This window comes from Paenarthrobacter sp. NCHU4564, assembly GCF_052156435.1.
Classification (GTDB): Bacteria; Actinomycetota; Actinomycetes; order Actinomycetales; family Micrococcaceae; genus Arthrobacter.
Genome location: NZ_JBQLIS010000010.1, coordinates 74,449 through 98,505 on the forward strand (window position 1 = coordinate 74,449; position 24,057 = coordinate 98,505).

The window sequence follows — 24,057 nt, forward strand, 5'->3', positions numbered from 1 at the left end:
TCAGGTGCGCGCCCGCAGCCGCACCCAGCGGTACGCGATCCCCACGGCGAACATCGCCACCCCCAGGCCCACCGACAACGGCGGCAGGGTGGCTACCAGCACTACACAGGCCACGGCACCGGCAAGCTGCAGCGCCTTCGGGTAACGGCGGTCCTCAGCGGGCTGGGTGAACGCAGCAATATTCGCCACCAGGTAGTACAGCAGCACTCCAAATGACGAGAATCCAATCGCGCCCCGCAGATCCGCCACAGCAATGATCAAACAGATCACCACACCGATGGTGACCTCAGCCCGGTGCGGAACCTTGTACTTCGGGTGAACGGCTGCGAGCGCATGCGGCAGGTCGTGCTCCCGGGCCATGGCCAGGCTGGTCCGGCCCAGGCCGGCCACTAGGGCAAGGAGCGCGCCCAGCGACGCAACCGCCGCGCCGATTCGGACCACGGGCGCTGCCCATCCCAGCGAGCCATTCCCGACGGCGGCAGCCAGCGGAGTCGGGTTGCCCGCCACACCGCCGGGGCCCAGGGCCGCGAGCAGCGTGACCGCAATGACGGCGTACAGAACCACGGTGATACCCAGCGCGATGGTGATGGCGCGAGGAATGGTCCTGCGAGGGTCCCGCACTTCTTCCCCCATGGTCGCGATCCGCGCATAGCCCGCAAACGCAAAGAACAGCAGCCCACCGGACTGAAGAACCCCGTACCAACCCCCGGCCACCAGACCTTCGCCCAGCACGTTGCCAAAGTCGGGACCGGAACCACCCCACACCGCGGCCAGCGAGACAGCAAGGGCGGCCAGCACGGCGATCACCAGGATCCGGGTCAGGCCCGCGGTCCGTGTCACCCCGTGATAATTCACCGCTGTCAGAAGTACGACGGCGGCAATCGCCACCGGGCGCTCCCAGCCTTGGGGAGCTGCGTACGCGGCGAAGGTCATGGCCATGGCAGCGGCGCTGGCTGTCTTTCCGATGACGAATCCCCATCCGGCGAGGAACCCGGGCCAGGGCCCGAGGCGTTCGCGTCCGTACACGTAGGTTCCACCGGAGGTGGGATAGGCGGCCGCGAGCTGCGCCGATGAGGTCGCGTTGCAGAAGGCGACGAAAGCCGCAATCACCAGGCCAACCAAGAGTCCTGACCCTGCAGCCTGGGCTGCCGGTGTGAAGGCGGCGAACACCCCGGCCCCGATCATCGATCCCAGGCCGATGAGGGACGCGTCAAAAGTTCCTAGTCTTCTGGCCAACGCGGGTGACTGGTTCACAAGTGCCTTTCAGCATCAGGGGCCACGGCACTGCCGGGGAGTGCCGTGGCGGGGATGCTTCCAGCGTATCCAGTGTCACGTGGGCGGCAGTGAATTCCTGACGAGGATGAAGAGACTATTGCGCGACGTCGCTCCTGTTTTTCGCAAGGCGTTGGAAATGTGGTTTTCCACGGTCCTGGCACTGATGCCCAATTGTTCGGCGATTTCCACGTTGGAGCGGTATCCCGCCATCACGGCGATCTCGGTCTCCCGCTCTGTCAAGGGCACGGATTTCACCGTGCTGAAAGACAGCGGTTCGAACGCAGCGGGGAAGCTGGCCGCGAACTGGGACGATGCCTCCGCCAAGGCTTCCGCTGCCGTGGCGTCGCCTTCCAGGACGTGCCTTTTGAGGCCGCCCTGCAGCAACATGCCCACTTGGTACAGGTTGATGTCCGGTTCATAGTGCTTCAGGAGAATGCCAAGCAGGTCATGGTCTCCTTCCACTACGGCGGTTGCGATGGCCAGGAATTGATCGTGGACCGTGATGTTGCTGTCCCTGAGGATCTTTTTCAGCAGGTCCAGCACCGGAAGTCCCGGGCTGAGGCAGGTGCAGAGCAGCGAGGTCATCATGGCTTCAAGCACGTAGCCGCTTTTCAGCTGCCGTTTGATCAGCAGTCCCGCGCGGCGGTCGAAGCCCGCAGCGCGGGTGTTGCTTCCGGCGACCAGTACGTAAGCCCCCTTGCCCACGCCCGGCAACGGTCCGACGTCGGGCACTTCCGTTCGCGCTTGGGTGGCGATGGACAGCTCCGGCGCCGACGACGACGTGGCGTGCCGCAGGCCCGCGAGGCGGAGCATGGCGTCGTAGAGGATGTCCACCACAAAGCCGGGGCGACCCATGGCGAAGACGCTGCTCATGAGGTACTCGGCTTCCTCGAAGTAGCCGCGGTAGAACAGTCCGTGGACCGCAATGTAGCTGCTGGTGACCACTCCGAACTGGTCCAGGTTCTTGCGGGCTTCGGCACGCCAATCGAGTGCGAACACCAGGGATTCGTCGATCCTGCCGGCGGCGAAGAGGGAGAATCCGTTGATGAAAGGGCGGAGGTGCGGGAAGGTCTCGTCGTCCTCGGCGTCCTTGATGGTGTCCAGGGCCGTCTCCGGGTTGAATCGGTAGAGGTGCATCAAGCCCTGGATCAAATGGCCGATTCCCGGGTTTTGGTCCACCCCGGTGTGGATGGGCGCCTCCGGCACGCGGCCGTGGGAGCCGCTGAGGAAGAGAATCGCAGCCTCTGCCCCCGCTTTCTGTCCGGGGTGCGCTTCACCGAAGTCCTTGAGGACCTCAACGGCGGCGTTCAGTCCCCGGCCGGCATTGATGGCGAGGAGGGCCTTCGTGATGGTGAGCAGCAGCAGGTCGGAGGGATCGGCGTCGTGCGTTGGCGTTTCTGTACAGACGCGCTGGGCGCGCTTTACATCGACGGGTGCGCCCCAATAGATGCGCAGCAGCGCCGCCGCGTTTGCAGCAGACTTGTTGGCCTCCCATCGTTCAAAGCGGGCACGCTCGCGGACCGCGCTGTGTTCGTGGAAGTGGCGGGCTGTGACGGCGTCGTCGCTGCTTCGTTCCCGGCGCAGCGCGGCAAGCACGCGGGAGAGGCTGTCCGATGTGGTGATGGTGTCCGCGGATTGGGGTGTGGAGTCCAGCACCCCGGCGATCCGGCTCCGCAGCAGGTGCCTGTCCCGCAAGGCTTTCTGGCCACGGAAGTAATCCGCCATGACCGGTGGGCTGATGGCAGCAGTGGGTCCGTTGTGGTGATCGTCCAGGACGGTGAGGAAGCCCCTGCGCTCGAGGGTGTCCAGAACGTCCGGGGTGATGATCTTCTGGAGGATGTCCAGGCGGGCGGTGCCCAGGATGGCCATGATGTTCAGGCCTGTGAACTCCTCCGGGGTGAGTTCGGCCAGCAGGGCCTCTATGGTCCCGCGCAGATGATCGCTCCACAACGTGTCACTGGTCATCCGCCACAGCCCGCCGCGCTGGACCACAAGGTCGCTCAGGGATGCGGTCTCGGCAATCTTCACGATGAGCCGGGGGTTTCCGGCGGACTTGGTGAGGATCCGTGCCGTGGTGTCGGCGTCGGCTGGTCCGCCGAGTACTTGCGAGACGAGGGTGTGGACTTGCTCGTAGTGCAGGGGGTCCAGCTGGAGGACAGCTTCACGCCCGTGGTTGAGGACAGCAAGTTGGCCCCTGGAGAAGCTGAGCGTCTCGGGTGCCGTGGCAACCAAGGGGCTGCTGGAGCGGCTGCGGACAGCTTCCAGTACGGCCAGGGATTCGTTATCGACAAAGTGGATGTCGTCCACCACCAGGACATGTTTGCCCATCATGGCGAGGTTGCTTGAAAGGACATCAGCCAAATCCAACACCCCGCTGCGGCCCGGCCGCAGGTCCAGTCCGAGGCTCTTGATGGCCGCGTAGGGGATGTTCCTGTGGGTGCGGAGACCGGCGATCGCGTGGACCACCGCCCCCGACTTCTCAAGGCTTGTGACGACGCTGCGCACTACCGTGCTCTTGCCGCTTCCGGGTACCCCAACAATGCGCACACCAATGCCCTGCGCAACGTAGTCCAGGACGCGCTGGACCTCTGAATCGAACACCCGATCCAACCTTCTGCTTCTGTGCATGACCGTCATTCGGCTCACCTCGCAGGCTAGAACTTGGAGAGCGGACTAGGTGCTGAAAAGGCCTTGCACAGGCCGGATTGCCCCAAACTAGGTGGTGATTTGGGCCAATCTAGGTGCTCCGAAAAATCGACTAGGTGGTGGCGGCGTGGTGTGGGCTGGTTGTGGTGAGTGTTCGGGCAGATCATCAGTACCCCTTGCGTCATGGTCTCTTGCCATCAACGCTATGGGCTGCGGGAAGCGAATTACATGGGTGTAATTAGCTATGTGGATATGTATTCTAGCTGCTAATGAAGCGGTAGTACTTATATTCAACTGGTACGACAAAAAGCAGGACCGGCCTCGCGGCCGGCCCTGCTCGACGTCCACGGAGACCTTCTGGTTCTCCTCGAAGGAGCGGTAGCCCGGGGACTGGGGACCTGGGGCTCGAACAAGGGGTCCACCACACGCCTGTCTGAACCCTCATCCAGCGGTTGCTCCGGCACCTAAATCTAAAGATCGGGAGTAGGTGGTGAATATGCCTTGCACAGATGCTTTCGGGGTTAACTAGGTGGCGATTTCGGTAAAAATAGGTACTGGCCAGCATCGTCTAGGTACTGCTGGCATTCGGAGATCGGTTAATAAGCGTTTCTGGTTTCACATTTCGGCTAAGCGAGCTGCCTTCCACACCTCAACTTGCCAAGTAGACTGATTTGACAAAGACAGTTATGGGGTTGAGAGTGTTCCTCAATCACGGAATCTGTGAACGGAAGATAATCCGGGCACAGTGAATGTGATCTATAGCGAGCAGCTAGTAGGTGCAATTCACCTTCAACCTGACGCCCTCTCGGACGTTGGGTATAAACCGGCCAAGAAGCCCGAGTCCTTCCTGCGATCATTTCCATTGGGGGAAAACGATCATGAAATATCGCTCCAGCATTGCAGTCGCTTTTCTTTCCGCGATCCTCGCCACAACGGCGATTCCCGCTCAGGCCGCCGATGCGCCTGACAGTACACAGACTCTCAAGGACATCACCACACCGAAAACTGCATCGAGCACAGGTGCCCCGATGCAGTTGAGCCTGAAAAAAGGTGAGCCAACGTACTCAACTACGGCCGTCGGCTCTCGCCGCGCCAGCTTGTATTCCGGGAACTGGATGCTTTTCACGGAAGAGAACGTTGATTTCTACTACGACTGGAGGCAGGTAACGAGTAGCTACGGCTATCAACGCGTTGGTGCTTTCGGGTTCAACACAGTGCAGGCACTAGGAATCAATCGAAGTTACGCCAGCACCTGGCAGCACTCCTATCGGGCATTGACTGACGCAGGAGTAGGTACTCCAACCCCTTGGGGCAATGTCAATATCTACCACTCAACGGTGATCCAAAGTGCGAACGTTTACGGCGATGGTGCCTGGTACGCGTGGCAGGGCTAGCCGCACATCCCTAAACCCTTAGGGGCCAGTTGTCCGCAGCTGGCCCCTCATTGAAGAGGACTCATGCTACGCATCATCAATCTTTCCAAACGGTATGGGCGAAAGAAGATATTTTCCGACGCATCCTTGAGCATCCCTTCCACGGGCGTACACATAATGCGCGGAGAAAATGGATACGGTAAGACCACACTCTTCAAGTGCCTTGCCGGATTAGAGCAATATCAAGGAAGTATCCTTTGGCATAATGAATCGCTAAAGAATAATGTAACCGCCGTCTTTGATGATTCAACACTGCACGGTAGGCTCACAGGCTTTCAGAATCTGCGTGCCTTACTGGATGCCCCATCAAGTGTGGTTGAGGATGCTCCCGCGGTCAAGGAATTTCTAAACCGCGATCTGCTTGAGACGCGTTCGGCAGGCTACTCTCTCGGCCAACGGAAGAAGATCAAGTTAGCAGCTGCTTTTGCATCCGGGAAACCTTGCATACTGCTGGATGAACCAGTATCCGGCCTGGATGTAGCCGGCCAAGACGGACTTCTGCGCCTGCTGGACCGCGCCTCGAATAAAGCATGCATCCTCATTTCTGCCCACGAAACCTCTTTCTACCGGGAAGTGACCGCGTCTGAGTTCACAATTCGGCACGGGAAGATCCGAATGGAACCAGACGAACCGCTTATCCAGGCGGATGATTTTGATGAATAGCCTGCTGCGTTCAATACGAACCGAACTGAGGTACCAGCACTGGGGCAGACTGATTTTGCTTCCCATCGGCGGTCTCGCGTTGTCTCTCGTGTTTGCCTTCATTGGGAGCGTCAGCAACGTGGATGCGAGCATGGTTCGCCTTCAGACAACGGAGGCGCAAGCATCAGCCAATGGAGTGTCACTGACCCAGGCCCTGGCGCAGCCCATCAACCAGTCTCTCCTGGATGGTCAGACGCTGGTGGACAATCCACTTCGATATGACTACGAAAGGGCGTACTTCGCATTTCAAGCTTTCGAAGGAGCGAACGCAGTCGGTACCGGACTGGAGATGATCACCTTCTTAGTCATTCCGCTGCTCTTCTTCATATACGGGTGCGGAGTGGCGACCGACGACACTCGCCGTCGGATTCTGAAGGACCGGGTGGTGATGCAGGGCCCCAGGTCTTATGTTGCGGCAAAAGTCGTTACCGTCGTAGCTGTTTCCTTGGCTGCAACCCTTATCGCTGCGACATTGAGCCTAACCGTGGCACCCATCCTTCGAGCTGCCTTCCTGGACTCAGTCCATCGCAACTTCCCCTACTCTGTAGCCGGCGCGGCCACTGGAAGCCCCGCGGCTCAAATCGCCTTCAGCACATCAGTTGCAATCCTGTTCGGGCTGCTTGGCCTGTTTGTCGGATTGGTGGTTAGAAGCATGCTGATACCGAGCTTGTCCGCCGGCGCACTTCTTATGGTGGCACCCTTCGCAGGGCCCTACGATCCGAGGAATGTACTTACTTCTGCCGGAGAGGGCATCTTCAACTACTGGGGTGGTTTCAGTCCCCGCCCGCCATATCCTGTCCACGTTGAGCTCGGTTTGGCCTTTATGGGTGGGGGCTTGGTCTTCGTTGCCCTGGTCTCCGTGCTCATCTGGTCACGAATGACAAAGTTTGTCTAATCGGGGTTGAGGTAGACAAAAGCAGGGCCGGTCAGCTCAGCTGACCGGCCCTGCTCTTGCGTCTATCCGAAGACTAGATAGCCTGGATGTTCACTGCCTGGGGACCCTTGGGGCCCTGCTCGACGTCGAAGGAAACCTTCTGGTTCTCTTCGAGGGAGCGGTAGCCCGAGGAGTTGATTGCGGAGTAGTGGGCGAAAACGTCCTGGCTGCCATCTTCCGGGGAGATGAAGCCGAAGCCCTTTTCAGCGTTAAACCACTTGACGGTACCTGTAGCCATAATTTCAGTCCTTACTGAAGGTGGAGATTGTTCCCGACTTTCGGGTCTCCGGTGTGGGGTGTTCTCCACCGTTACTTCAGAAGGTCGCGATCCGAAGTGGACCGCGGGGACTGCCTGAACTACCAAATGCCAAACACAACAACACCGTCAAGTCTACAGACATCTGCGGGGATAGCTAGTGCCGGGGCGGATTTAATCCAGCGGATGTGGCAAAAACTGTCGGGCCTCTGGCATAGCCTGTGAATCAGGCAACCACTTCCAAGCCGGTTGCAGCCCAGACGTCGAGGAACCCATGGACTACTACGCAATTGCTTCTCTGCGTGAGAACCACCCCGGGTGGTCGCTCCTCCGTGCTACGAACGCCCCGCTTGCCCTGCACTTTTTCATGACGGCGTTTACCGATGGCAACCAGCGCAATCTTCGAAGGCAGCAGCTTATCGATGCCCTGGATGACGTTCTCTTCGGGGTCCGGGACACCTACGGCGAGGACAAATTTCCGCGCAACGCGTCGGAGTACTTGGACGAGTGGGCTGACCCGGAGCGCGCCTGGCTCCGGAAGTACTACGTTCAGGGGGAAGACGAACCCCATTATGATCTGATGCCCGCCACGGAAGACGTCATCCGGTGGGTCGAGGCCCTCAAAGGCCGCGACTTTGTGGCCACTCAGTCCCGGCTCACCAGCATCTTTGCCGTCCTCAAGGCCCTGGTCCAGCAGTCCGAAACGGATCCAGAGGTTCGTTTGGTCGAATTGCAGAGGCAGAGAGACCTGATTGACCGCGAGATGCAGCAAATCCGCGACGGCAACGTCAAAGTCATGAGCGGGCCGGAAGCCCTGGACCATTTCCAGCAGCTGACGTCCCTGGCCAGGGATCTCCTGTCCGATTTTCGCGAGGTAGAGCAGAACTTCCGTAAGCTGGACCGCCAGGTCCGCGAGCAGATCGCCACCTGGGACGGTAGCCAGGGCGAGCTCCTGGATTCCATCTTCGCCAACCAGCAGGACATCGGGAGTTCTTTACAGGGCCGGACGTTCCAAGGCTTCTGGGACTACCTCATGTCCCCCCACATGCGGAACGAGCTGGACGACCTTCTGCAGCGGGCCACCCGGATTGAGGCCCTCGCGCAGATGGACAACCTTCAGGCCATCACAAACCTCCATCAGGACTGGTTGCCCGCCGTTGAGCAAACGCAGAGCACAGTAAGGCAGCTGTCCCAGCAGATGCGCCGGCTCTTGGACGACAAGGTCTTCCTGGAAAACAAGCGCATCATGCAACTGCTCCGAAGCATCGAGGCGAGCGCCCTCGACTCCCGCGAGCAGCCGCCGTCGAACATTTTTATGGAGATTGACGCACCCACCGTGGCGGTGGCCCTGCCGTTCGAGCGGCCACTGTACGCGCCAGGCAGCCGGATTAGGGTGTTGGATGAGGTAACAGTGGCCGATGACGCAGCCGTGGATGCGAGCGCGCTGTTCAATCAGTTCCATGTTGACAAGGAACGGCTCAAAGCCAATGTCGAGGACGTTTTGGAGAGGACCGGCCAGGCAACGCTGGCTGACATCGCCGACTCCTACCCGCTGACCCACGGACTTGCGGAGGTGGTGGCGTATTACCAGCTGGCCAGCGAGTCCGAATGGGCAACCATCAACCCTGATGTGACACAACGCCTGCAGTGGCAGACGGCAGACGGCGTCACTCGGGAAGCTACCGTAGACCAGCTCATTTTTGTGAGGCCAGCATGAACTTTGAGGCACCATCCACCCCCGAAGAACTGCCGTCGGTGGTCACCAAGCTGTTCAAAGGGGTGGTGTACGCGGAGTCGGACGAAAAGACGTGGCAGTCGCTTCTGGCGCTGACCTCGCACGTACGCGAGTACGTCGCAGTGCTCGGCTTGGACCTGATACTGGACGAGTCTGAGGGCTACGCGTTCCTGAGGTCACGGGAGGACCCTGAGAGCTCACTCCCCCGGCTCATTCAGCGGCGACAACTCACGTTCGACGTCAGTCTGCTCCTTGCGCTCTTCAGGAAGCGCCTCCTCGAATTCGATACGAACAGCAGCGAACTGCGCCTCATCATGACCGAGGAGGAGATTGCAGACATGGTTCTGTTGTTCCTGCCGGACTCCAGCAATGAGGTCCGGATCAAGGACCGGTTGGCTGCCAACATCAAGAAAGTGGTGGAGCTCGGTTTCCTCCGAAAGCTCAAGGGCGAAAGTACGGCGTACGAGGTCATGCGGATCCTGAAGGCCTATGTCGATGCGCAGTGGCTCGAAGAATTCGACGCTCGGCTCGCAGACTATCGTGACGAACTAACTGGAAGTAAATAGCCATGGACACAGAAGTTCAGGACAGTCTCTTCACGCTGGAGGAACCTCCCGTAGAAGCGAACGACGGCGGCCTGCCGCCCGGTTTTCGACTGCAGCGTTTGGAACTGCTCAACTGGGGCACCTTCCACGGCGGTGTACGGACCTTCCATCTGGAAGGCGCCAACAGCTTGCTCACGGGCGATATCGGTTCCGGGAAGTCCACAGTGGTGGACGCCATCACCACGTTGCTCCTCCCAGCCAACCGGATTGAGTACAACAAGGCAGCAGGCGCACAGAAGCGTGAGCGGAGCCTGATGTCCTACGTTCGGGGATACCACAAGAGCACCCGGAGCACCGGCGGTGAATACTCCAAGCCCGTGGCATTGCGGGATCCAGGAACCCTCACCGTGGTGCTGGGCGTCTTCCACAACGCTGTGATGGGGAAGACAGTCACTCTGGGCATCACTCTGTGGACCACACAGGAAGCCGGTCAGCCCACGCGGTTCTATTCCCTGGCGGAGCGGGAGCAAACCATCACCGAGGACTTTTCAAACTTCGGGCAAGAACCCGCCAAGTTGAAGAAGCGCCTCAAGGACGCCGGCGTTACAGTTCATGACTCTTTCGATCCCTACGCAGGAGCCTTCAAGCGCCACTTCGGAATCACCGGCAACCAAGCCATGGAGCTCTTTCACCGAACGGTCTCCATGAAACAGGTGGAGAACATTACGCACTTTGTCCGCACCAACATGTTGGAGGACGACGATGTGAACTCGCGGATCGCCAAGCTGATCAGCCACTTCGATGACCTCAAGAAGGCGCACGAAGCAGTGGTGAGGGCCAAGGACCAGATCGAATTGTTGAAGCCGATCTGTGCAGGTGCGGCCACCCACCGCAAGCTCAGCTCCGAGGAAGAGAGCGCCCGCGCCCAACGCGATCAGCTGCACGCCTGGTTCACCAGCCAGCAGCTCACCCTGAGCCTGGCCCACCAAGAAGAGCTGGAGCGGGCCGGCCAAAAACTCAGGGAAGACAGCACCCAGTTGGCTTCTGAGCTCACCCGGCTCCGTCACGAGCTGTCCGTTATCCAGGAAGACATCCGCACCAGTGGCGGAGGCAGGCTTGCTGCCATCGACGCCGAAGTGTCCCAGCTCGAAGAAGCAGCCCAGCTGCAACGCAAGCGCTTCGAGCAATACTCAGCTGCCGCCGTCGAACTTCGACTGAACGTTCCCGAGGACAGGGTGCTGTTCGACGCGAACCGGAGTCGACTCGCCGAGATCGAACAGAGCCTGGTGGCGCAGGCATCGGAGCTGCAGGATCGGCGCACGGATTTCCATTCAGAGCTCAACGAGTTGGGCGTTCGGCGGGACTACTTGGACACCGAACTGAAAAGCCTCGGCTCCCGCACCACGTTGCTCGAAACGCCCCAGATAGACATGCGGCGTTCCATTTGTGCGGGTACAGGCATCGCCGAGTCCGCACTTCCCTACGCCGCAGAGTTGCTGCGGGTCCGCGAAGGCGAGTCCGTTTGGGAAGGCGCGGCCGAGCGCACACTGCGGGGCTTCGCATTGTCCCTCCTGGTGTCAGCAGAGCATTATGCCGCGGTGAGTTCGTGGGTGGACGCCAACGACCTCAAGGGCAAGCTGGTGTACCGGAAGGTGGGTGACTCGTACTCATCCCGCCCGGCCTCGCCAGGGACGCTGGCCGCCAAAATTGCCATCAAACAGGGCACACCCTTCCGCGATTTCCTGCTGGATGAGCTCAGCACGCGTTTCGATTACACGTGCTGCGACACCATGGACGACTTCCGCAGGTACCCCAAAGCTGTCACCGTCAACGGGCAGTTGAAGGGACCGCGGGGGCGGCATGAAAAGGACGACCGCAAAGGCCTCATGGACAGGCGCAACTTTGTGTTGGGTTGGGACAATCACGAGAAGATCGGTCGTATCCGGACAGAGCGTGATGACGTGGATGGCAAACACCGGAGCGTCCTGGCGGAGTTGGCCAAGGTGGACGCTGCCCTTGGATCTGCCCAGCGGCGGGGACAGCATCTGAACACCATCGGGTTCTTTACCGAGTTCCAGGAGATTAACTGGCAACTGTCGACGCGCAAGATCCAGGAACTGAAGGCAGAGAAGCTTGAGCTGCAAACCGCCAGCAGCGTGTTGCAACAACTGACAGCCAAAGAGTCGGAAGTCGAGGGGCGCATCGGCAAACTGCAGGACCGGTCCGATAAGGTCCGCGAACGGATCGGCGCGAATGGCAACGCGGCCCGGGACATCGCAGAGGCCATCGAGGCCTGCCGCCTCACCCTTCGTGAGCACCCGTTGACGTTCGACGGCGACGTACTGGCTGCCGTCGCGAAGCTCACCGCCGAGGCTCTGGGCGAGCAAGCGTTGACGTACAAGAACACCGCGACGGCCGAGAGCAAGGTCCGATCTGGGCTGACCGCCACCATTGATGCCCTGACGAAGAGCATCGCGAGGGCCGAGACATCTACGGTCCGCCTCATGGCCGATTTCAGGCACGACTACCCGAACGAAACCACAGACATCGACGCCACGTTGGATGCCGCTGACGAGTTCAACAGGCTCCTTGAACAACTGGAACGCGATGACCTTCCGCGGTTTGAGGCGCGGTTCAAGGAGTCCTTGACGCAGAACACCATCCACGAGGTTGTGGCGTTCAACGCCTTCCTGGATGCGCGGCGGCAGAGCATCATAGGCAGGATCAGCGAGATCAATCGGTCTCTGGCGGAGATTGAGTACAACGCGGGCCGGCACATCCAGTTGGAGCACCAGAACTCCTCGGATCTGGACGTACGGCAGTTCGGCGTCGATCTGCGCGCCTGCTCCGAAGGAACCATCGGTGACGATGAGCAGTACTCCGAGCAAAAGTACCTGCAGGTGGAAAGGCTCATCGAACGATTCCGCGGCCGCGAAGGGTTCACGGCTTTGGATGAACGGTGGACTGCCAAGGTCACCGATGTGCGGAATTGGTTCACGTTCTCAGCGTCTGAGCGATGGACGGAAACCAGCGAGGAGTTCGAGCATTTCACTGACTCCGGAGGAAAGTCAGGCGGACAAAAGGAGAAGCTCGCCTACACGATCTTGGCCGCGGCGCTGGCATTCCAGTTCGGTTTAGCCGGCGTCAAGAGTACGCCGCGGGGCGTCGCGAAGGACCGGAGCTTCCGATTCGTGGTGATCGACGAGGCCTTCGGACGCGGGTCCGACGAGTCAGCCCGGTACGGCATGGAGCTGTTCCAACGCATGAAACTCCAACTTCTCATCGTGACACCCTTGCAGAAGATCAACGTCATCGAACCGTTTGTGGCACATGTGGGCTTCGTAGCCAATATCAACGGCAACGATTCGCAGCTCAGGAACATGACCATCACCGAGTACCGCGAGGAACGGGAACGGTATGCCGGCTAAGTCATCAGGTTGGACATCTCTTAGCGCCCTGCGGGCTTTGTCCGTTACTGCCTGGGACAGGGGCCAGCTGCTGCGGGAAACCCTTGAACCGTCTGGTGTCTACCCGCGGCGCCGGGTGTTGAAGCGACCTTCGGCTGCGGAGTTGCGGGACAACTACGCTGCTGCCAGGGATTGGGCGGCAGCATTGTTCTCCGCTGCAGGACCGTTCAGTTTGGAGACTGTAGACATCGGCCGCGCCACTATCGGTTCAAATCAGGTTCCCGCTGCAGCTGTGTTTGCTTCGGTTGAGGACGAGGTTGCTTTCGTAGGGAAGTCACGGGAGCTTCAGCGGTTCCTGTCCCTGGCCGATTCGTTGGCGGGATTGGATTCGTTGCTGCTTTCCTGGGCCGCGAAGCGACCAAAGCAGCTGCTGGATCTCGGTGACTCCGCGCTGGTTGCCGCCGGGGTGGCGCTGTGGCTCCAGAGCAATCCTTCGCCAGGGGTCTACGTCCGGCAGCTCAGCTTGCCGGGTGTGCACACCAAGTTCATCGAGGCGCACCGCAGGACCATCGACGAGATGTTGGAGGCGCTGGTGGGTTCGCAGGCGTCTGCAGAGGATCTGTCCCAACAGCCTTCCGACCTTGAGGTTTTGTTGGACGCGCGCCCGGCCCGAACCTCTGGCGCCCGTTTCGCTGAAAGGCATGGTTTCCTCCATCCGCCTGAGCAGGTTCGCTTCCGGGTTCTGGACCCATCGTTGGAAGTCCTGGGTGGCGCGCGGGACATCACGGTTACCGCTGAGGCGTTCGAGTCTCTCCGACTCCCAGTGACCAGGGCGATCATCACCGAGAACCTCGTCAACTTCCTTTCCCTCCCGGAACAGCCTGGAACGTTAGCGATCTTCGGCCGGGGGTACGGCTTCTCTTCATTGCGCGACGCCTCATGGCTTCGGGACTGCGAAGTCCATTACTGGGGCGATCTTGATACGCACGGGTTCCGCATCCTCGACCAGCTCCGCTCAGTCCATCCCCACGTCGTGAGTGTGCTGATGGACGAAGAGACGCTGTTGGGACATCGCGAGTCCTGGAGCGAGGAGCCGGCACCATCGCGCGCCCTGCTTGGGCGCCTCACGCCTGACGAAGCACGAGTGTACGAGGGCCTGCAATCGGACTCGTACGGCAACCGCGTGCGGCTGGAACAGGAGCTGATTGGATGGGAGTGGGTGCAGGCTCGGCTGGGGAACGCAACCGTTCTACCGACGGCGAGCGATGGAATGTATCAACTGTCCGTCCACTCCCCTGTGCGGTCCAGTTTGAAGTCGAAGATGCCTCCAGACGAGTGGCGCTAACGGCGGCGACATGACGGACCGGCGCGTATCGGCTTCTTTACCGCATTGCACCTACCTGACGTGCTGCTCGCCGCCGTATGCTGCACCCATCCCCTACTCCCGGAGGAACATCCCATGCAGATGCCCAAGCCATCAGAGGCCGACAAAGAGCGTTTCCGTTCCGTGGTTCCCGATCATCCTGACGTGGTGGTCAAGCCGATGTTCGGCAACCTTGGCGCGTTCGTGAACGGCAACATGTTCGCGGGGTTGTTCGGCCCCACCATCGGCGTGAAGCTTTCCGAAAGCGACAAAGCCGAACTCGAAGCCAACCACCAGACCCAACCCTTCGGTCCCGAGGAGCGCCCCATGGGTGGCTACGTTGGCCTCCCGGAATCCTGGCAGGACGACGCCGAACAAGCAGAGCCGTGGGTGGCGAAGGCTTTCGAGCACGTGTCGAAGTTGCCGCCGAAGGCTGCCAAAGCTCCGAAATCCGCCAAGAAGCCCTAGCCTGTGGCAGTGTGAATGCAATTTGGGGAGGTGCAGCGTCATTGCTCGGATGGGTCCTGTTGGAACACTTTGTCCAGGCTGACGTAGCGATCCGCACGACGGTCAGCGCCGGGGCTCCTCCGCTGACCGCTTTCGCGCTTCTGGCCCTCGTCCTGGCCGTGACGGTCCTCATGGCCCATATGTTCCGAGCATTGCTTTGCGCCGTCGTCGCTCTGGTGGCCCGTACCATCGTGCCGTCAATGCGTGATGAACCCCAACCAGGCTCGCTGTCATTAGTCAGGTCCGTCCCCAAGGGCGGGACGGGACCACGCTCTCCTGGCTGGCTTCACTGTCGCCCCAGGAGCCTCCGCGCAGCCCGCTGAAATCCTTCGCGTAACCGCAGGAACACATCATCACGCTGCCTGCGCTGCTCCTCTTTGGGCGATCTCGTGACAGTTCTCTCGGTGCCGCCACAAGGAGCTCTCCGCATGTCTCTCAATACCCTCTTGTCTTTGCTTCGCCCCAAACCCGGCCGATTCCGTTCGCGGCCGCTTCGTTTCCTGGTCCTGCACTGGAGACTCACCCGCCGTTTCATTCTCCGAATTGCCACCCGAGCCGCACTGTTCGGCGGCTGGATCTGGTTTGCGGCCGCCTCCCTCGTTGGTTTGGAAACATTCGAGATCATCGTCGGCACGTTCGCCCTGGCCCCTGAGTTGCTCCCGCTTGTAATCCTGGGCCTCGCACTGGCGTGGTACTTCCGTGAACGAGTCAGGCGAGCTTCTAGGCGGGCCGGCGCACTTTGCCGCCTAAGGCGAATGAAGCAGGGTGCCAAGTCCACCGATTGAGCGACGCGAACGACGGCGGCACGGCAGCTTTGTCCGTCACGAACCTTGGGTGCGGCTCACGTAACTAGTCGGAGTACACGCAACGGGCTTGATGGGGGCGAAGACATATGGCTGGTGGGAAGTGCCTGAGGAGCATCTGGGAGCCGGATATCCTCCGCGACTTCGAGCTCCGCGTGATCCTGCAGATGTCTGGCTCTGAGGATGTCACCACGCGGCTTCTTGCCGGTGAACGCATGTCCTTGGCTGACAGGTCTCCCCTGGACCTGGCCAATTACATTGCCAGGCAGAAGGGGTTTATGCCGCTCTTCGTCCTGTCGGGTTCCGAGGTAGGCATCGCTGATGGTGGCGAGGAAGTGCTTCGCAGGTTCTTCAGATCCGAGGTGTGGGCCGGGCGGAATCCGAAGCAGACGCGGCGAGCATGAGTATGCCGGTGGACACTGCCCTGCCGCTCACCCCGGCCTGGTGAAAAACACGGGGCTGCTGCAGGACGTTGGCGGTCCCTTCCGCTTACTGACGAACGCCCTGGGTAAGCCCGCTGAGGAAGCCGCCGACACTCCCCTGTGGCTGGCCACCGCCCCCGAGACGGCAGGCGTCACCGGCAAACTGTGGGCCAAACGCAAGCAGCTGCCCACTCCGGGCATGGGCTCAGATCCTGCCGCCCGGAAGCGGCTGTGGGAGGAATGTAGCCGGCTGGCAGCGCTCACTGCGGGCTGATTCTCGGCAACCTCAGAACCCATCCCCAAGTGAGGCCCCCGAGCGTACAATCCACGCCATGGGATCCGCCCCAGATACCGTGATCATCGGCGCCGGCCAAGCCGGTCTCGCCACCAGCTACTGGCTGACGCGGGCCGGCGTCGAACATCAACTCCTCGAGCGGCGCGACTCCCTCGGCGGCGCCTACCAGGATCGCTGGGACGGGTTCTACATGAACACCCCCAACTTCACGCTCGACCTCCCCGGCATGCCCTACACCGGCGACGACCCCGACGCCTTCCTCCCCCGCAACGCCATCGTGAACCTGCTCAGGCGCTACGCCGAGGTCATCAGCGCACCCGTCCACACCGGCGTCGACGTCACCCGCCTGTCCACAGCAACCGACGGCACCTTCAACCTGGAAACCTCACTCGGCAGCATGCAAGCCAAGAAGGTAGTGCTCGCCACCGGCGCCTATCAAGTCCCCAAGCTCCCAGCCATGGCAGATAAGCTCCCAAAGGAAATCACCCAACTCCACACCCACGACTACCGAAGCCCCCAACAACTCCCCGATGGAGCCGTCCTCATCGTCGGCACGGGCCAGTCGGGCGGACAGATCGCCGAGGAACTGCACGACGCCGGCCGCGAAGTCCACCTCGCCGTCTCCACCTGCCCCGAAGCGCCCCGCCGTTACCGCGGCCACGACATCCTGTACTGGCTCCTCGAAACCGGTAAACACGGCCCAGATGTCGGCATCAAAGCCCTCACCCGCGAGGCACTGCCCTCCCCCGCCGCCCGCTTCGCCTGCAACCCGCTTCTCTCCGGTACCGACGGCGGCCACGACATCCACCTCCGCGAACTCGGCCGAATCGGCATGCACCTGCACGGCCGCCTGGAAAACATCGACGACGGCGACATCACCTTCAGCGACGACCTCCCCGAACGCCTGACAACAGTCGAGTCCGGGTTCGATCAGCGGATGCGGAAGGCGATTGATGGGTACATTGCGGCGGCTGGGATCGATGCGCCGGATCAGGAGCCGGTTCCCGCGGACGACTGGCTGCCTTCCGAACCTGCTTCGTTGAACCTGGCCGATGCGGGCATCACTTCCGTTTTGTGGGCGACCGGGTACGGGTTGGACCTGTCGTTCATCGACATACCTGTGCTGGACGGCTTGGGGTATCCAAAGCACACTGCAGGCGTCACCGAGCAAGCCGGTTTGTATGCCGTAGGGCTTCCCTGGCTGACGCGCCACTACTCGTCGATCCTCGGTGGGGTGGGCCTCGACGCCGAATACGTGGCGGGACAGGTATCCCGCCACGTATAGCTGAAGCAGCAGACTATTGCTTCGTCCAGGCTCCGCATCGTGTCGTCTTGAAGTCCTGCCCCGCGGACAGAGTGACCGTCGGACGTCCACCGCTGACAATGTCGTTGTCGATGATGTCCGATCCGTTAGAGCCCGTGCGGTAGATACCCCAGTAGCAGCTCGAGGCAACTTCGGTATCAGTCCGGTAGGTACCCGGTTCGATGTCGACACCCACCGTCCACGTGCCCTCCCGGACCGTGTTTGCGGCCCTCTGCTTTTCAGCCACAGTGACTGCATCTTCGCGCTTCTTCACGGCGGCCTCGGCGGACTTGACCGCTTCTTCGCGTTTCTGAAGCTCTTGGCCGTAAGAAGCCACCCTGACCTCACGCGCCTTCATGCCGTCCTCGAGCGTCTTCAGATCGGTCTTGGTCTTGTTCAAATCACCAGTCACTCGTGCGTTGTCGGCCTGCAGACTCTGATATTCGTCGCTCGCCTTGGGATCAGGAAGTCTCGAACCCAGGAAGACAGCCCCGCCCAACAGAACAACCATCGAGGCTGCAACCCAAATCCACAGCCGCCTGCGCCCAGACTTGGGGTTCGGCTCAAGGTCATTCGAAGGGGCGTCCCCGTTGTCTGCGGCTGTGCCAGGTTCGGGGAGAGTTTGGCCCTCATCCTGAACTTACGCCGACTTTCTGAACCACCTTTTGACGGAGGGCTGCGGCTTCGACGGTTGTTGGTGGGTTGGGTCGCTGTCGCGCTGGCTCTCAGCAGCTGAAGGGAAAATTTCCGGGTCAGTCAGGAGCTTGGGCGGAAGAGCTGACTTGTTTTGCACATCTTCGTTGTTGGACATCGGATACCTGTTCGTTGAGGCGGGTGAGTGTGAACGCAGTGTGTTGGGGTAGCGGACAGAGAAGCTGCCCGATTATCTGGTTTCGCTACTCACCGGTTACGCGAAGAACCACGTTTGCGCCGGTGTTGGGGTGGTAACTCCATGTCGCTGCGAAGTTGTCCCACGATTCACGCTGGGTGCCGTCCAGTGCGCGGGTTGAGCCCATCTGGTCGCGAACGTAGTCAGGAACATTGACGGCGTTCAGGACACATTCGATGTCCGACCAAGCCAAGCCATTCGAGTCCTTTTCACCCTTTCCATCGAGCGACAGAGTGCGTCCGTCATCACCCAACTTGGCGTATGAGGATTTACTGGAAAGCTTGCAAGTGTTGACTGCCGCCGGGAGAGGCCGTGGCTTCTTGGCCTCCGCGTCTGCGGCCGCTGCTGCCTGAGCGGCTTGGGTGAGTCCGTTGACGGTAACAGTTCCAAGGATTCCCAGCAGGAGTCCGAGCACCAGTCCGACAGCCCCGAACAGAAATGCCTTCGAATTCTGAGGCGTCTGCTGGATTGGCGCCGGAGGCCACCCTTCGGGCGTCGGCCCGTTGAGCGGGCCGGTTGGCTGAACTGGAGGACCGCTAAATGGAAGAGGACCGCCAGGCTGGTGTTGGGGAACGTCGGGGATGGTCATTATTCTCCGTGGTGTGCGAGGATTCTTGGCTATGGCAAGGAGGAACTGCTTCCAAGACATGGGGGAATGGAAAATAGCGCGCTGATATCAGCGATGAATGAGCTACTTCTTTCGGCTCGGAAGAACTGCCGTCTTACGTTGCAGGGCTTTTTTGCCACCTGAGCCCGAAGGCACAAACTAACCGCTGGCTCATACATTTCCCCCAATGAAGTTAAATCGATAGCAGCCTCTCCAACTAGACAAGACCGCTTGTGCAACGTGAACGCACTTGAGTGTATATGCATGCAGATCAGATGCAACTTTCACAGCGCCCTGCATCAAGCTGCTTTAGGGAGAAGTCGCCGAATTAGATGGCGCAAGTACCGTTCTTGGTGCGACTTTGAGATCCCAGATGCAGAAATCGAGAGCAAGCCTTCAATGAACAGCTTGATCAAATCTTGAGATATTACATGTAGACCGGCGATTTTGCTGCGGCTTATCTACCACGTGTCGAACCATTGCTACCGTCTCACCATGGAAGGCGACATCTCATTCGGTCGAACGTTGGTCCGAATCTCCCGGACAAGCCAATTGAATATGGCTTCCGTACGCTTGTGCCGCCAGCTCGCCCACCCGCGCCAACAACGCCTCCGGATCCCGCGAGAGGTCCAGGGGAAACTCCACCACCGAGACGCCCGTGTTCCGGATCTGACGAACCCGCGGCTCTCCCGCGCCCGCGTAAACGAGCCAAGCACGAGGCACCCCGAGTGCCGTGCAATAGGCCAGCATTTGATAGTGGTCCGCATTCGGATACGAGCCGCCGGCCGAAGCAGCCTTGTACTTCGCATCAAAGACCATCACAGGCCTTCCGCTAACTGAATGGACCACGTCCACATACATGCGCACCCTGTCACCGCTGGGATACCCCGGTTCGGCTTCGTCCATGAACGCTTCGTATTGCCACTCCGTCAGCCCTGGGTATGGCTCCAGCGCCTCCCTAAGCGCAGTCGATACAAAGTCCTCGAACACGGTGGCCATGTTCACCACAAAGGATGCGACCGTACGGTGTCCCACACCAGCCTCAGCGGACATGGTTCGTAGGATGATCTCGGACAACCTCACTGCCGGTACGTAATGCCCATTGATCCTGGACTCGGTCCAGGCCGGCAACGGGGCTCCATGATTCAGAGCTGACACACCGTCGAGCTTTGAATCCAGGTGCGCGAGTCGTACAACAAGCGAGTCAGACAGCCTCGGAACATGGAGCATCATGCGAAGGGCTGCGCGGAGAATCTGGTTCTCAGCGACGTCGAGGGTGTAGTCGTCATAGGAGACTTCCAGTGGCAGAAGTAACCCGGGACGACGGGTCATCTGGTCGCCGACGCGGATGCGTCCCCTGACTGTGCGCAGCGACTCTTCCACGTGAACGTAACCGTTCAGCGGGCCGCGTTCGAGGGCTCGTTCCCCGTGCCTTGCGAGCGACTCCGCCAGGGCAGGAAATAGGCGCTCGTCCTCGACACCCACTACGTTCTCAGGGCGAAACCCAGGGTCGGCAGCATAGCCCAGCAGAAAGAGCAATTTGCTGAGACCAACCTTTTCCTTGGGTTTCACTCTGACCAAAAGGTCATCAATCTGGACGGCTCCTACCTTGCCGGAAGGCAGAATCGTCCACGCACCTCCATGAGCCGGGACAACGGACACCAGTCCGGTGTCCCGCAGCGTAGCAGCCACCTCACGGTCCAGGGCCACGGGCTCCGGGTACCCACGCAGTTCGTCGAGGATGATCTCAGTCGGCATTAGCCTGCGGCTTCGTCATCCGATTCTGAAACAACACCAACCGAAGCCAGACCCACGTCGCCCGCAGCCTTACGTCGAACAGCGGCGAGCCCGAACTTCTCGCGAATCTTTTCACGACTCATCTGGCCGAAATACTGCTCTTCGAGCAACGGCAACAGCTCGTACTTCCAGATTTCAGCCAAGCCCTGTTCGGTCTCAGCGTGGTCCTTCATGAAGTACGACGGTCCGATCATCAGATCACGCTTAGTGGCCCCAATTTCACTGTTCAGAGCGTTCAGGAGTTCAGCCCGCAGGGCTGGCTGCCCCGTGGTCTCCAGGAATCGCTCGAGCATTCCGGAAATCATGCCCTCCTGCGGATGCAGTTCCACGAAGGCGAAGCGGCGACGAATCGCGGCGTCAACCATGGCAATAGATCGGTCAGAGGTGTTCATCGTGCCGATGATGAAAAGGTTTGGCGGCAGCACAAATGTCTGCTGCGGGTTGTATTGAAGGTTGATGCCTTGGTCGCGGTACTCCAGAAGGAAGTACAACTCGCCGAAGATCTTTGCCAAATTTCCACGGTTCATCTCGTCGATGATCAGGAAATAGGGCTTGTCGCGGTTCCCGTCCAGCGATGCCTCAGCGGCGATCCGCCGCAAAGGGCCAGGTTCCAGACTGAAGCCGACATTGTCGCCGTTGAACTTTGCCGGACGGTACCCCTCGAAAAAGTCCTCGTACGCATACGACGGATGGAACTGCACCGTCTTGACATGGTCTCCGTGTTCCTCGCCCGCGAGGAAGCGTGCAATCTTGCCCGCCAGGTACGTCTTGCCAGTCCCCGGCGGACCGTAGAAAACAATCTGTTGCCGCGTCTGCAGGAGCCGAATGACCTCCTGAATGTCGTCACGCTGGACATGCAGCTTGGCTGCGAGATCGGCGGTCGCCTCGCGCAGTTGAGGTACGACGGCGGGTTGCGGCGGTGCGACCGTCCCCGGTTTGGTGCGGTCCGGCCCGGGCTCGGCCTCGAACCACGCGCTGATAATGGACAGCCCATCCGTAAGATCCACGACGGAACCTTGCTCTTCCAACAGCCTCGGCATCGGTGCCGGAAGGTCGTCATTGGGAATGGGTTCCTGACGCCAAGCAACCTGCCGCCGCAAGCGGGACGTCTCATCATCCGCGAATTCCGCTTCACCGGTAATGACGCCCAGATAGAGGTCGCTCTCGAATGCCGTGAGAACGAAGTCATCTAATTTCATCTGGGAAAGGAAGCGATAGAACTCCTGGGCCCGGACTTTTCGTTCTGCATAGTCGATGTGCTGGTATCCGGCATTGACCGCGGCCTGCACTTGGTCGAAATTGCTTCGGGGATCGGGAGAACCGAGGTGCTGGGCCCGGACTGAAACAAAGTCATTTCCGAACCAGGAATCGACCAAGGCAATGCCGCCCTGGTTTTGACGGACCAACCAGGCCCGTCGTCCGCCGCTATCGGATGGTTGCCACTCGCTCAGGTAGGGCTCGTCGTACCATTCGATGAATTCGTCCGAATCGCCCTGCTGGGCCTTTCGGATGTTTAGCAGGTCCTGGGCAATGTCGAGTTCGGAATCGCCCGAGGGCCCTCCGATAATTCCCGCGAATGCATTCCGGATTTTGATCCTGTGATCCCGGCTGACCACAGGTTGAAGATCATCCGGCCATGCCAGGTACTCGATGCTGTAACGGATGGTTGGCCAGTCCTTGGGCACCAACTGCGTAAGGCCAATGAACGCCCACGGGTCCTTGAGGGCCGCGTTGATGACGTGCTCGGGCTGCTCAGTCACGTACTCCACGAAACGGCTGAGCCAGCCCACGTGGTCCGCGACTTGAATGTTGAAGCCCACTCCCCCGTTGAAGGCACCTTTCGCTTCGAGCCCCTCGCGAAGTTGCTCTGACAGAACCACGCTGGCGCCCGGCGCCCACGACAGGACTTTCTCCACCCGGGCGATCTTCGTTGCCGGTGTCACGTTTTCCAAGGGAAAGACCTGGAGATACACCAGTTCGGCTGCCAGCATAACGGTCTCCTTGGCGGCGCCTTCTAGCTGACGTTCCAGCTTGGACATGAAGGATCCCCTGCCGACATCGGTGTTCGCGCTCCGAATGGCCAAGTCCTTGGCTGCTTTGGCCGTCCACGTAATGGTGCGGCCGTCTATGGGCGAAGCCTGCCCCCGAAGGCCCGCTGAAATGGTCAGTCCCGCTGGTGTTTGCGCATGCCTGATACTGCTGGGCACACTCTCACCGGACTCCACTTTGTCGCCCCTCCAGGCTCGGAACGCGGCGCTGTCAGCCGGGCTCCACTCGTCCGTCGGATCTACATTCATCACAGTCCACATCAGGCCTTGCGCGTCCAAACGGTCGCGTAATGCGATGCCATGCTCGGGAGCCAGCCGCACAATCTCGTCGAGTGCCTCCAGGAGGAGTTCATAGCGGAGCGAAGCGTCTCCATTTGCGCCTCTGTCATCCCAGCCAACCAGTTTCAGAAACTTTTTGGCTGCCTGAGCGCGGTAAGGCGGGAAACGGTGCGGGTCACGCCCCATGAGCAGGAGGGAAGCGAATCCGATGATGCCGCCCACGGAAAACTGTTCTTGGTTGTATGGACGGAGCGCAAGCGCGAACTCATCGATGCGACCGGTATTCAAATCACCATCCCACAGCAAGGCGATCACTTGCCACAGGTCACCGGGCTTTGTCCGGCCCAAGTCAATCAGTCGCATCATGAAGTATCGATTCATCAACCCGGATGACGCGATGTCCCGCCTAAGCGCTTCGAACCATTCCGGATCCCGTTCGAGGAAGGTTTCCCGGGTCCTCCGGAGTCGCTCGGCAACCGCAATCTTGTAGCTGTACTCGTCAGCGTCTAGATCGACAGTCTTAGTGAACAGTGCGCCGAACTCCATGAATTGCTTCCACAGGGAATCGCTCACGGGGCCACCCTCCCCAGCAGCGCCACAAATGCGCATTCGACACAACGGGACATCCAGGAACTCCGATTTCTGCTCAGTCAGCGCAACGACGTGCGCCTTGGCCGCGGAGCACCTATGTGGCTGATTGCAACTCGCCGTCCACGACCACTCACATATCTAGCACTCTAAAGCGCTAATCCGAGCGTGACACAGGCGGAAGCGGGTTGTATGACACCGATTCCCACGTCCAGTCCTCACT

General features: G+C 60.3%; 18 protein-coding genes. 11 read left to right on the forward strand and 7 right to left on the reverse strand.

The window, feature by feature from the left end; translation table 11 throughout:
* Together ACSVIE_RS12090 and ACSVIE_RS12095 are read right to left on the reverse strand one after the other, a co-directional pair.
* On the reverse strand, positions 1-1,254 hold the full coding sequence (locus ACSVIE_RS12090; protein WP_442423980.1) for an APC family permease: 1,254 nt from the start codon (positions 1,252-1,254) through the stop codon (positions 1-3).
* Positions 1,255-1,329: 75 nt separating this feature from the next.
* Entirely contained in the window at positions 1,330-3,876 is a 2,547-nt protein-coding gene (locus ACSVIE_RS12095; RefSeq protein WP_442423981.1) for a LuxR C-terminal-related transcriptional regulator, read from the reverse strand.
* A 923-nt stretch (positions 3,877-4,799) separates the two neighbouring features.
* On the opposite strand from ACSVIE_RS12095, the gene ACSVIE_RS12100 reads away from it, so the two are divergent.
* From ACSVIE_RS12100 to ACSVIE_RS12110, 3 genes are all read left to right on the forward strand, one after another.
* Positions 4,800-5,315: a hypothetical protein gene (locus ACSVIE_RS12100; protein ID WP_442423982.1), complete on the forward strand. Its 516-nt coding sequence runs from the start codon at positions 4,800-4,802 to the stop codon at positions 5,313-5,315.
* 63 nt (positions 5,316-5,378) lie between these two features.
* Positions 5,379-6,017 (forward strand): ABC transporter ATP-binding protein, encoded by a 639-nt coding sequence (locus tag ACSVIE_RS12105; protein ID WP_442423983.1) that lies wholly within the window; start codon positions 5,379-5,381, stop codon positions 6,015-6,017.
* Positions 6,010-6,951 carry a hypothetical protein gene (locus ACSVIE_RS12110; RefSeq protein ID WP_442423984.1) on the forward strand — a complete coding sequence of 314 codons (942 nt, stop codon included), beginning with the start codon at positions 6,010-6,012 and terminating at the stop codon, positions 6,949-6,951. The genes ACSVIE_RS12105 and ACSVIE_RS12110 overlap by 8 nt, the downstream gene beginning before the upstream one ends.
* 73 nt (positions 6,952-7,024) lie before the next feature.
* On the opposite strand, the gene cspE is transcribed toward ACSVIE_RS12110, so the two are convergent.
* Positions 7,025-7,228 (reverse strand): transcription antiterminator/RNA stability regulator CspE, encoded by a 204-nt coding sequence (cspE, locus tag ACSVIE_RS12115; protein WP_021472668.1) that lies wholly within the window; start codon positions 7,226-7,228, stop codon positions 7,025-7,027.
* A gap of 292 nt (positions 7,229-7,520) precedes the next feature.
* Here cspE and ACSVIE_RS12120 point away from each other — a divergent pair, with 292 nt between their 5' ends.
* The 8 genes from ACSVIE_RS12120 to ACSVIE_RS12155 all read left to right on the forward strand — a co-directional run bounded on the left by ACSVIE_RS12120 (position 7,521) and on the right by ACSVIE_RS12155 (position 17,608).
* Positions 7,521-8,963, forward strand: a complete 1,443-nt coding sequence (locus ACSVIE_RS12120) for a DUF3375 domain-containing protein (RefSeq protein WP_442423985.1) — start codon at positions 7,521-7,523, stop codon at positions 8,961-8,963.
* Entirely contained in the window at positions 8,960-9,547 is a 588-nt protein-coding gene (locus ACSVIE_RS12125) for a DUF4194 domain-containing protein (RefSeq protein ID WP_426006364.1), read from the forward strand. Before ACSVIE_RS12120 ends, ACSVIE_RS12125 begins: the two co-directional genes overlap by 4 nt.
* A 2-nt stretch (positions 9,548-9,549) precedes the next feature.
* Positions 9,550-12,954 carry an ATP-binding protein gene (locus tag ACSVIE_RS12130; RefSeq protein ID WP_442423986.1) on the forward strand — a complete coding sequence of 1,135 codons (3,405 nt, stop codon included), beginning with the start codon at positions 9,550-9,552 and terminating at the stop codon, positions 12,952-12,954.
* Positions 12,944-14,278, forward strand: a complete 1,335-nt coding sequence (locus ACSVIE_RS12135) for a Wadjet anti-phage system protein JetD domain-containing protein (RefSeq protein ID WP_442423987.1) — start codon at positions 12,944-12,946, stop codon at positions 14,276-14,278. Before ACSVIE_RS12130 ends, ACSVIE_RS12135 begins: the two co-directional genes overlap by 11 nt.
* Before the next feature lie 114 nt (positions 14,279-14,392).
* A complete protein-coding gene (locus ACSVIE_RS12140; protein WP_442423988.1) occupies positions 14,393-14,764 on the forward strand; it encodes a TfoX/Sxy family protein in 372 nt (123 codons plus the stop codon).
* A 931-nt stretch (positions 14,765-15,695) separates the two neighbouring features.
* Positions 15,696-16,010, forward strand: a complete 315-nt coding sequence (locus tag ACSVIE_RS12145) for a hypothetical protein (protein ID WP_442423989.1) — start codon at positions 15,696-15,698, stop codon at positions 16,008-16,010.
* Between the two features lie 40 nt (positions 16,011-16,050).
* Positions 16,051-16,302: a hypothetical protein gene (locus tag ACSVIE_RS12150; protein ID WP_442423990.1), complete on the forward strand. Its 252-nt coding sequence runs from the start codon at positions 16,051-16,053 to the stop codon at positions 16,300-16,302.
* A 58-nt stretch (positions 16,303-16,360) separates the two neighbouring features.
* On the forward strand, positions 16,361-17,608 hold the full coding sequence (locus ACSVIE_RS12155) for a flavin-containing monooxygenase (protein ID WP_442423991.1): 1,248 nt from the start codon (positions 16,361-16,363) through the stop codon (positions 17,606-17,608).
* 13 nt (positions 17,609-17,621) lie between these two features.
* On the opposite strand, the gene ACSVIE_RS12160 is transcribed toward ACSVIE_RS12155, so the two are convergent.
* The 4 genes from ACSVIE_RS12160 to ACSVIE_RS12175 form a co-directional block, all read right to left on the reverse strand.
* Positions 17,622-18,038 carry a hypothetical protein gene (locus ACSVIE_RS12160; RefSeq protein WP_442423992.1) on the reverse strand — a complete coding sequence of 139 codons (417 nt, stop codon included), beginning with the start codon at positions 18,036-18,038 and terminating at the stop codon, positions 17,622-17,624.
* A 484-nt stretch (positions 18,039-18,522) separates the two neighbouring features.
* Complete coding sequence (locus tag ACSVIE_RS12165) at positions 18,523-18,708, reverse strand: hypothetical protein (protein ID WP_442423993.1); 186 nt, start codon at positions 18,706-18,708, stop codon at positions 18,523-18,525.
* 924 nt (positions 18,709-19,632) lie between these two features.
* A complete protein-coding gene (locus ACSVIE_RS12170; protein WP_442423994.1) occupies positions 19,633-20,880 on the reverse strand; it encodes an McrC family protein in 1,248 nt (415 codons plus the stop codon).
* Positions 20,880-23,819 carry an McrB family protein gene (locus ACSVIE_RS12175; protein WP_442423995.1) on the reverse strand — a complete coding sequence of 980 codons (2,940 nt, stop codon included), beginning with the start codon at positions 23,817-23,819 and terminating at the stop codon, positions 20,880-20,882. The genes ACSVIE_RS12170 and ACSVIE_RS12175 overlap by 1 nt, the downstream gene beginning before the upstream one ends.
* Between the last annotated feature and the right edge of the window lie 238 nt (positions 23,820-24,057).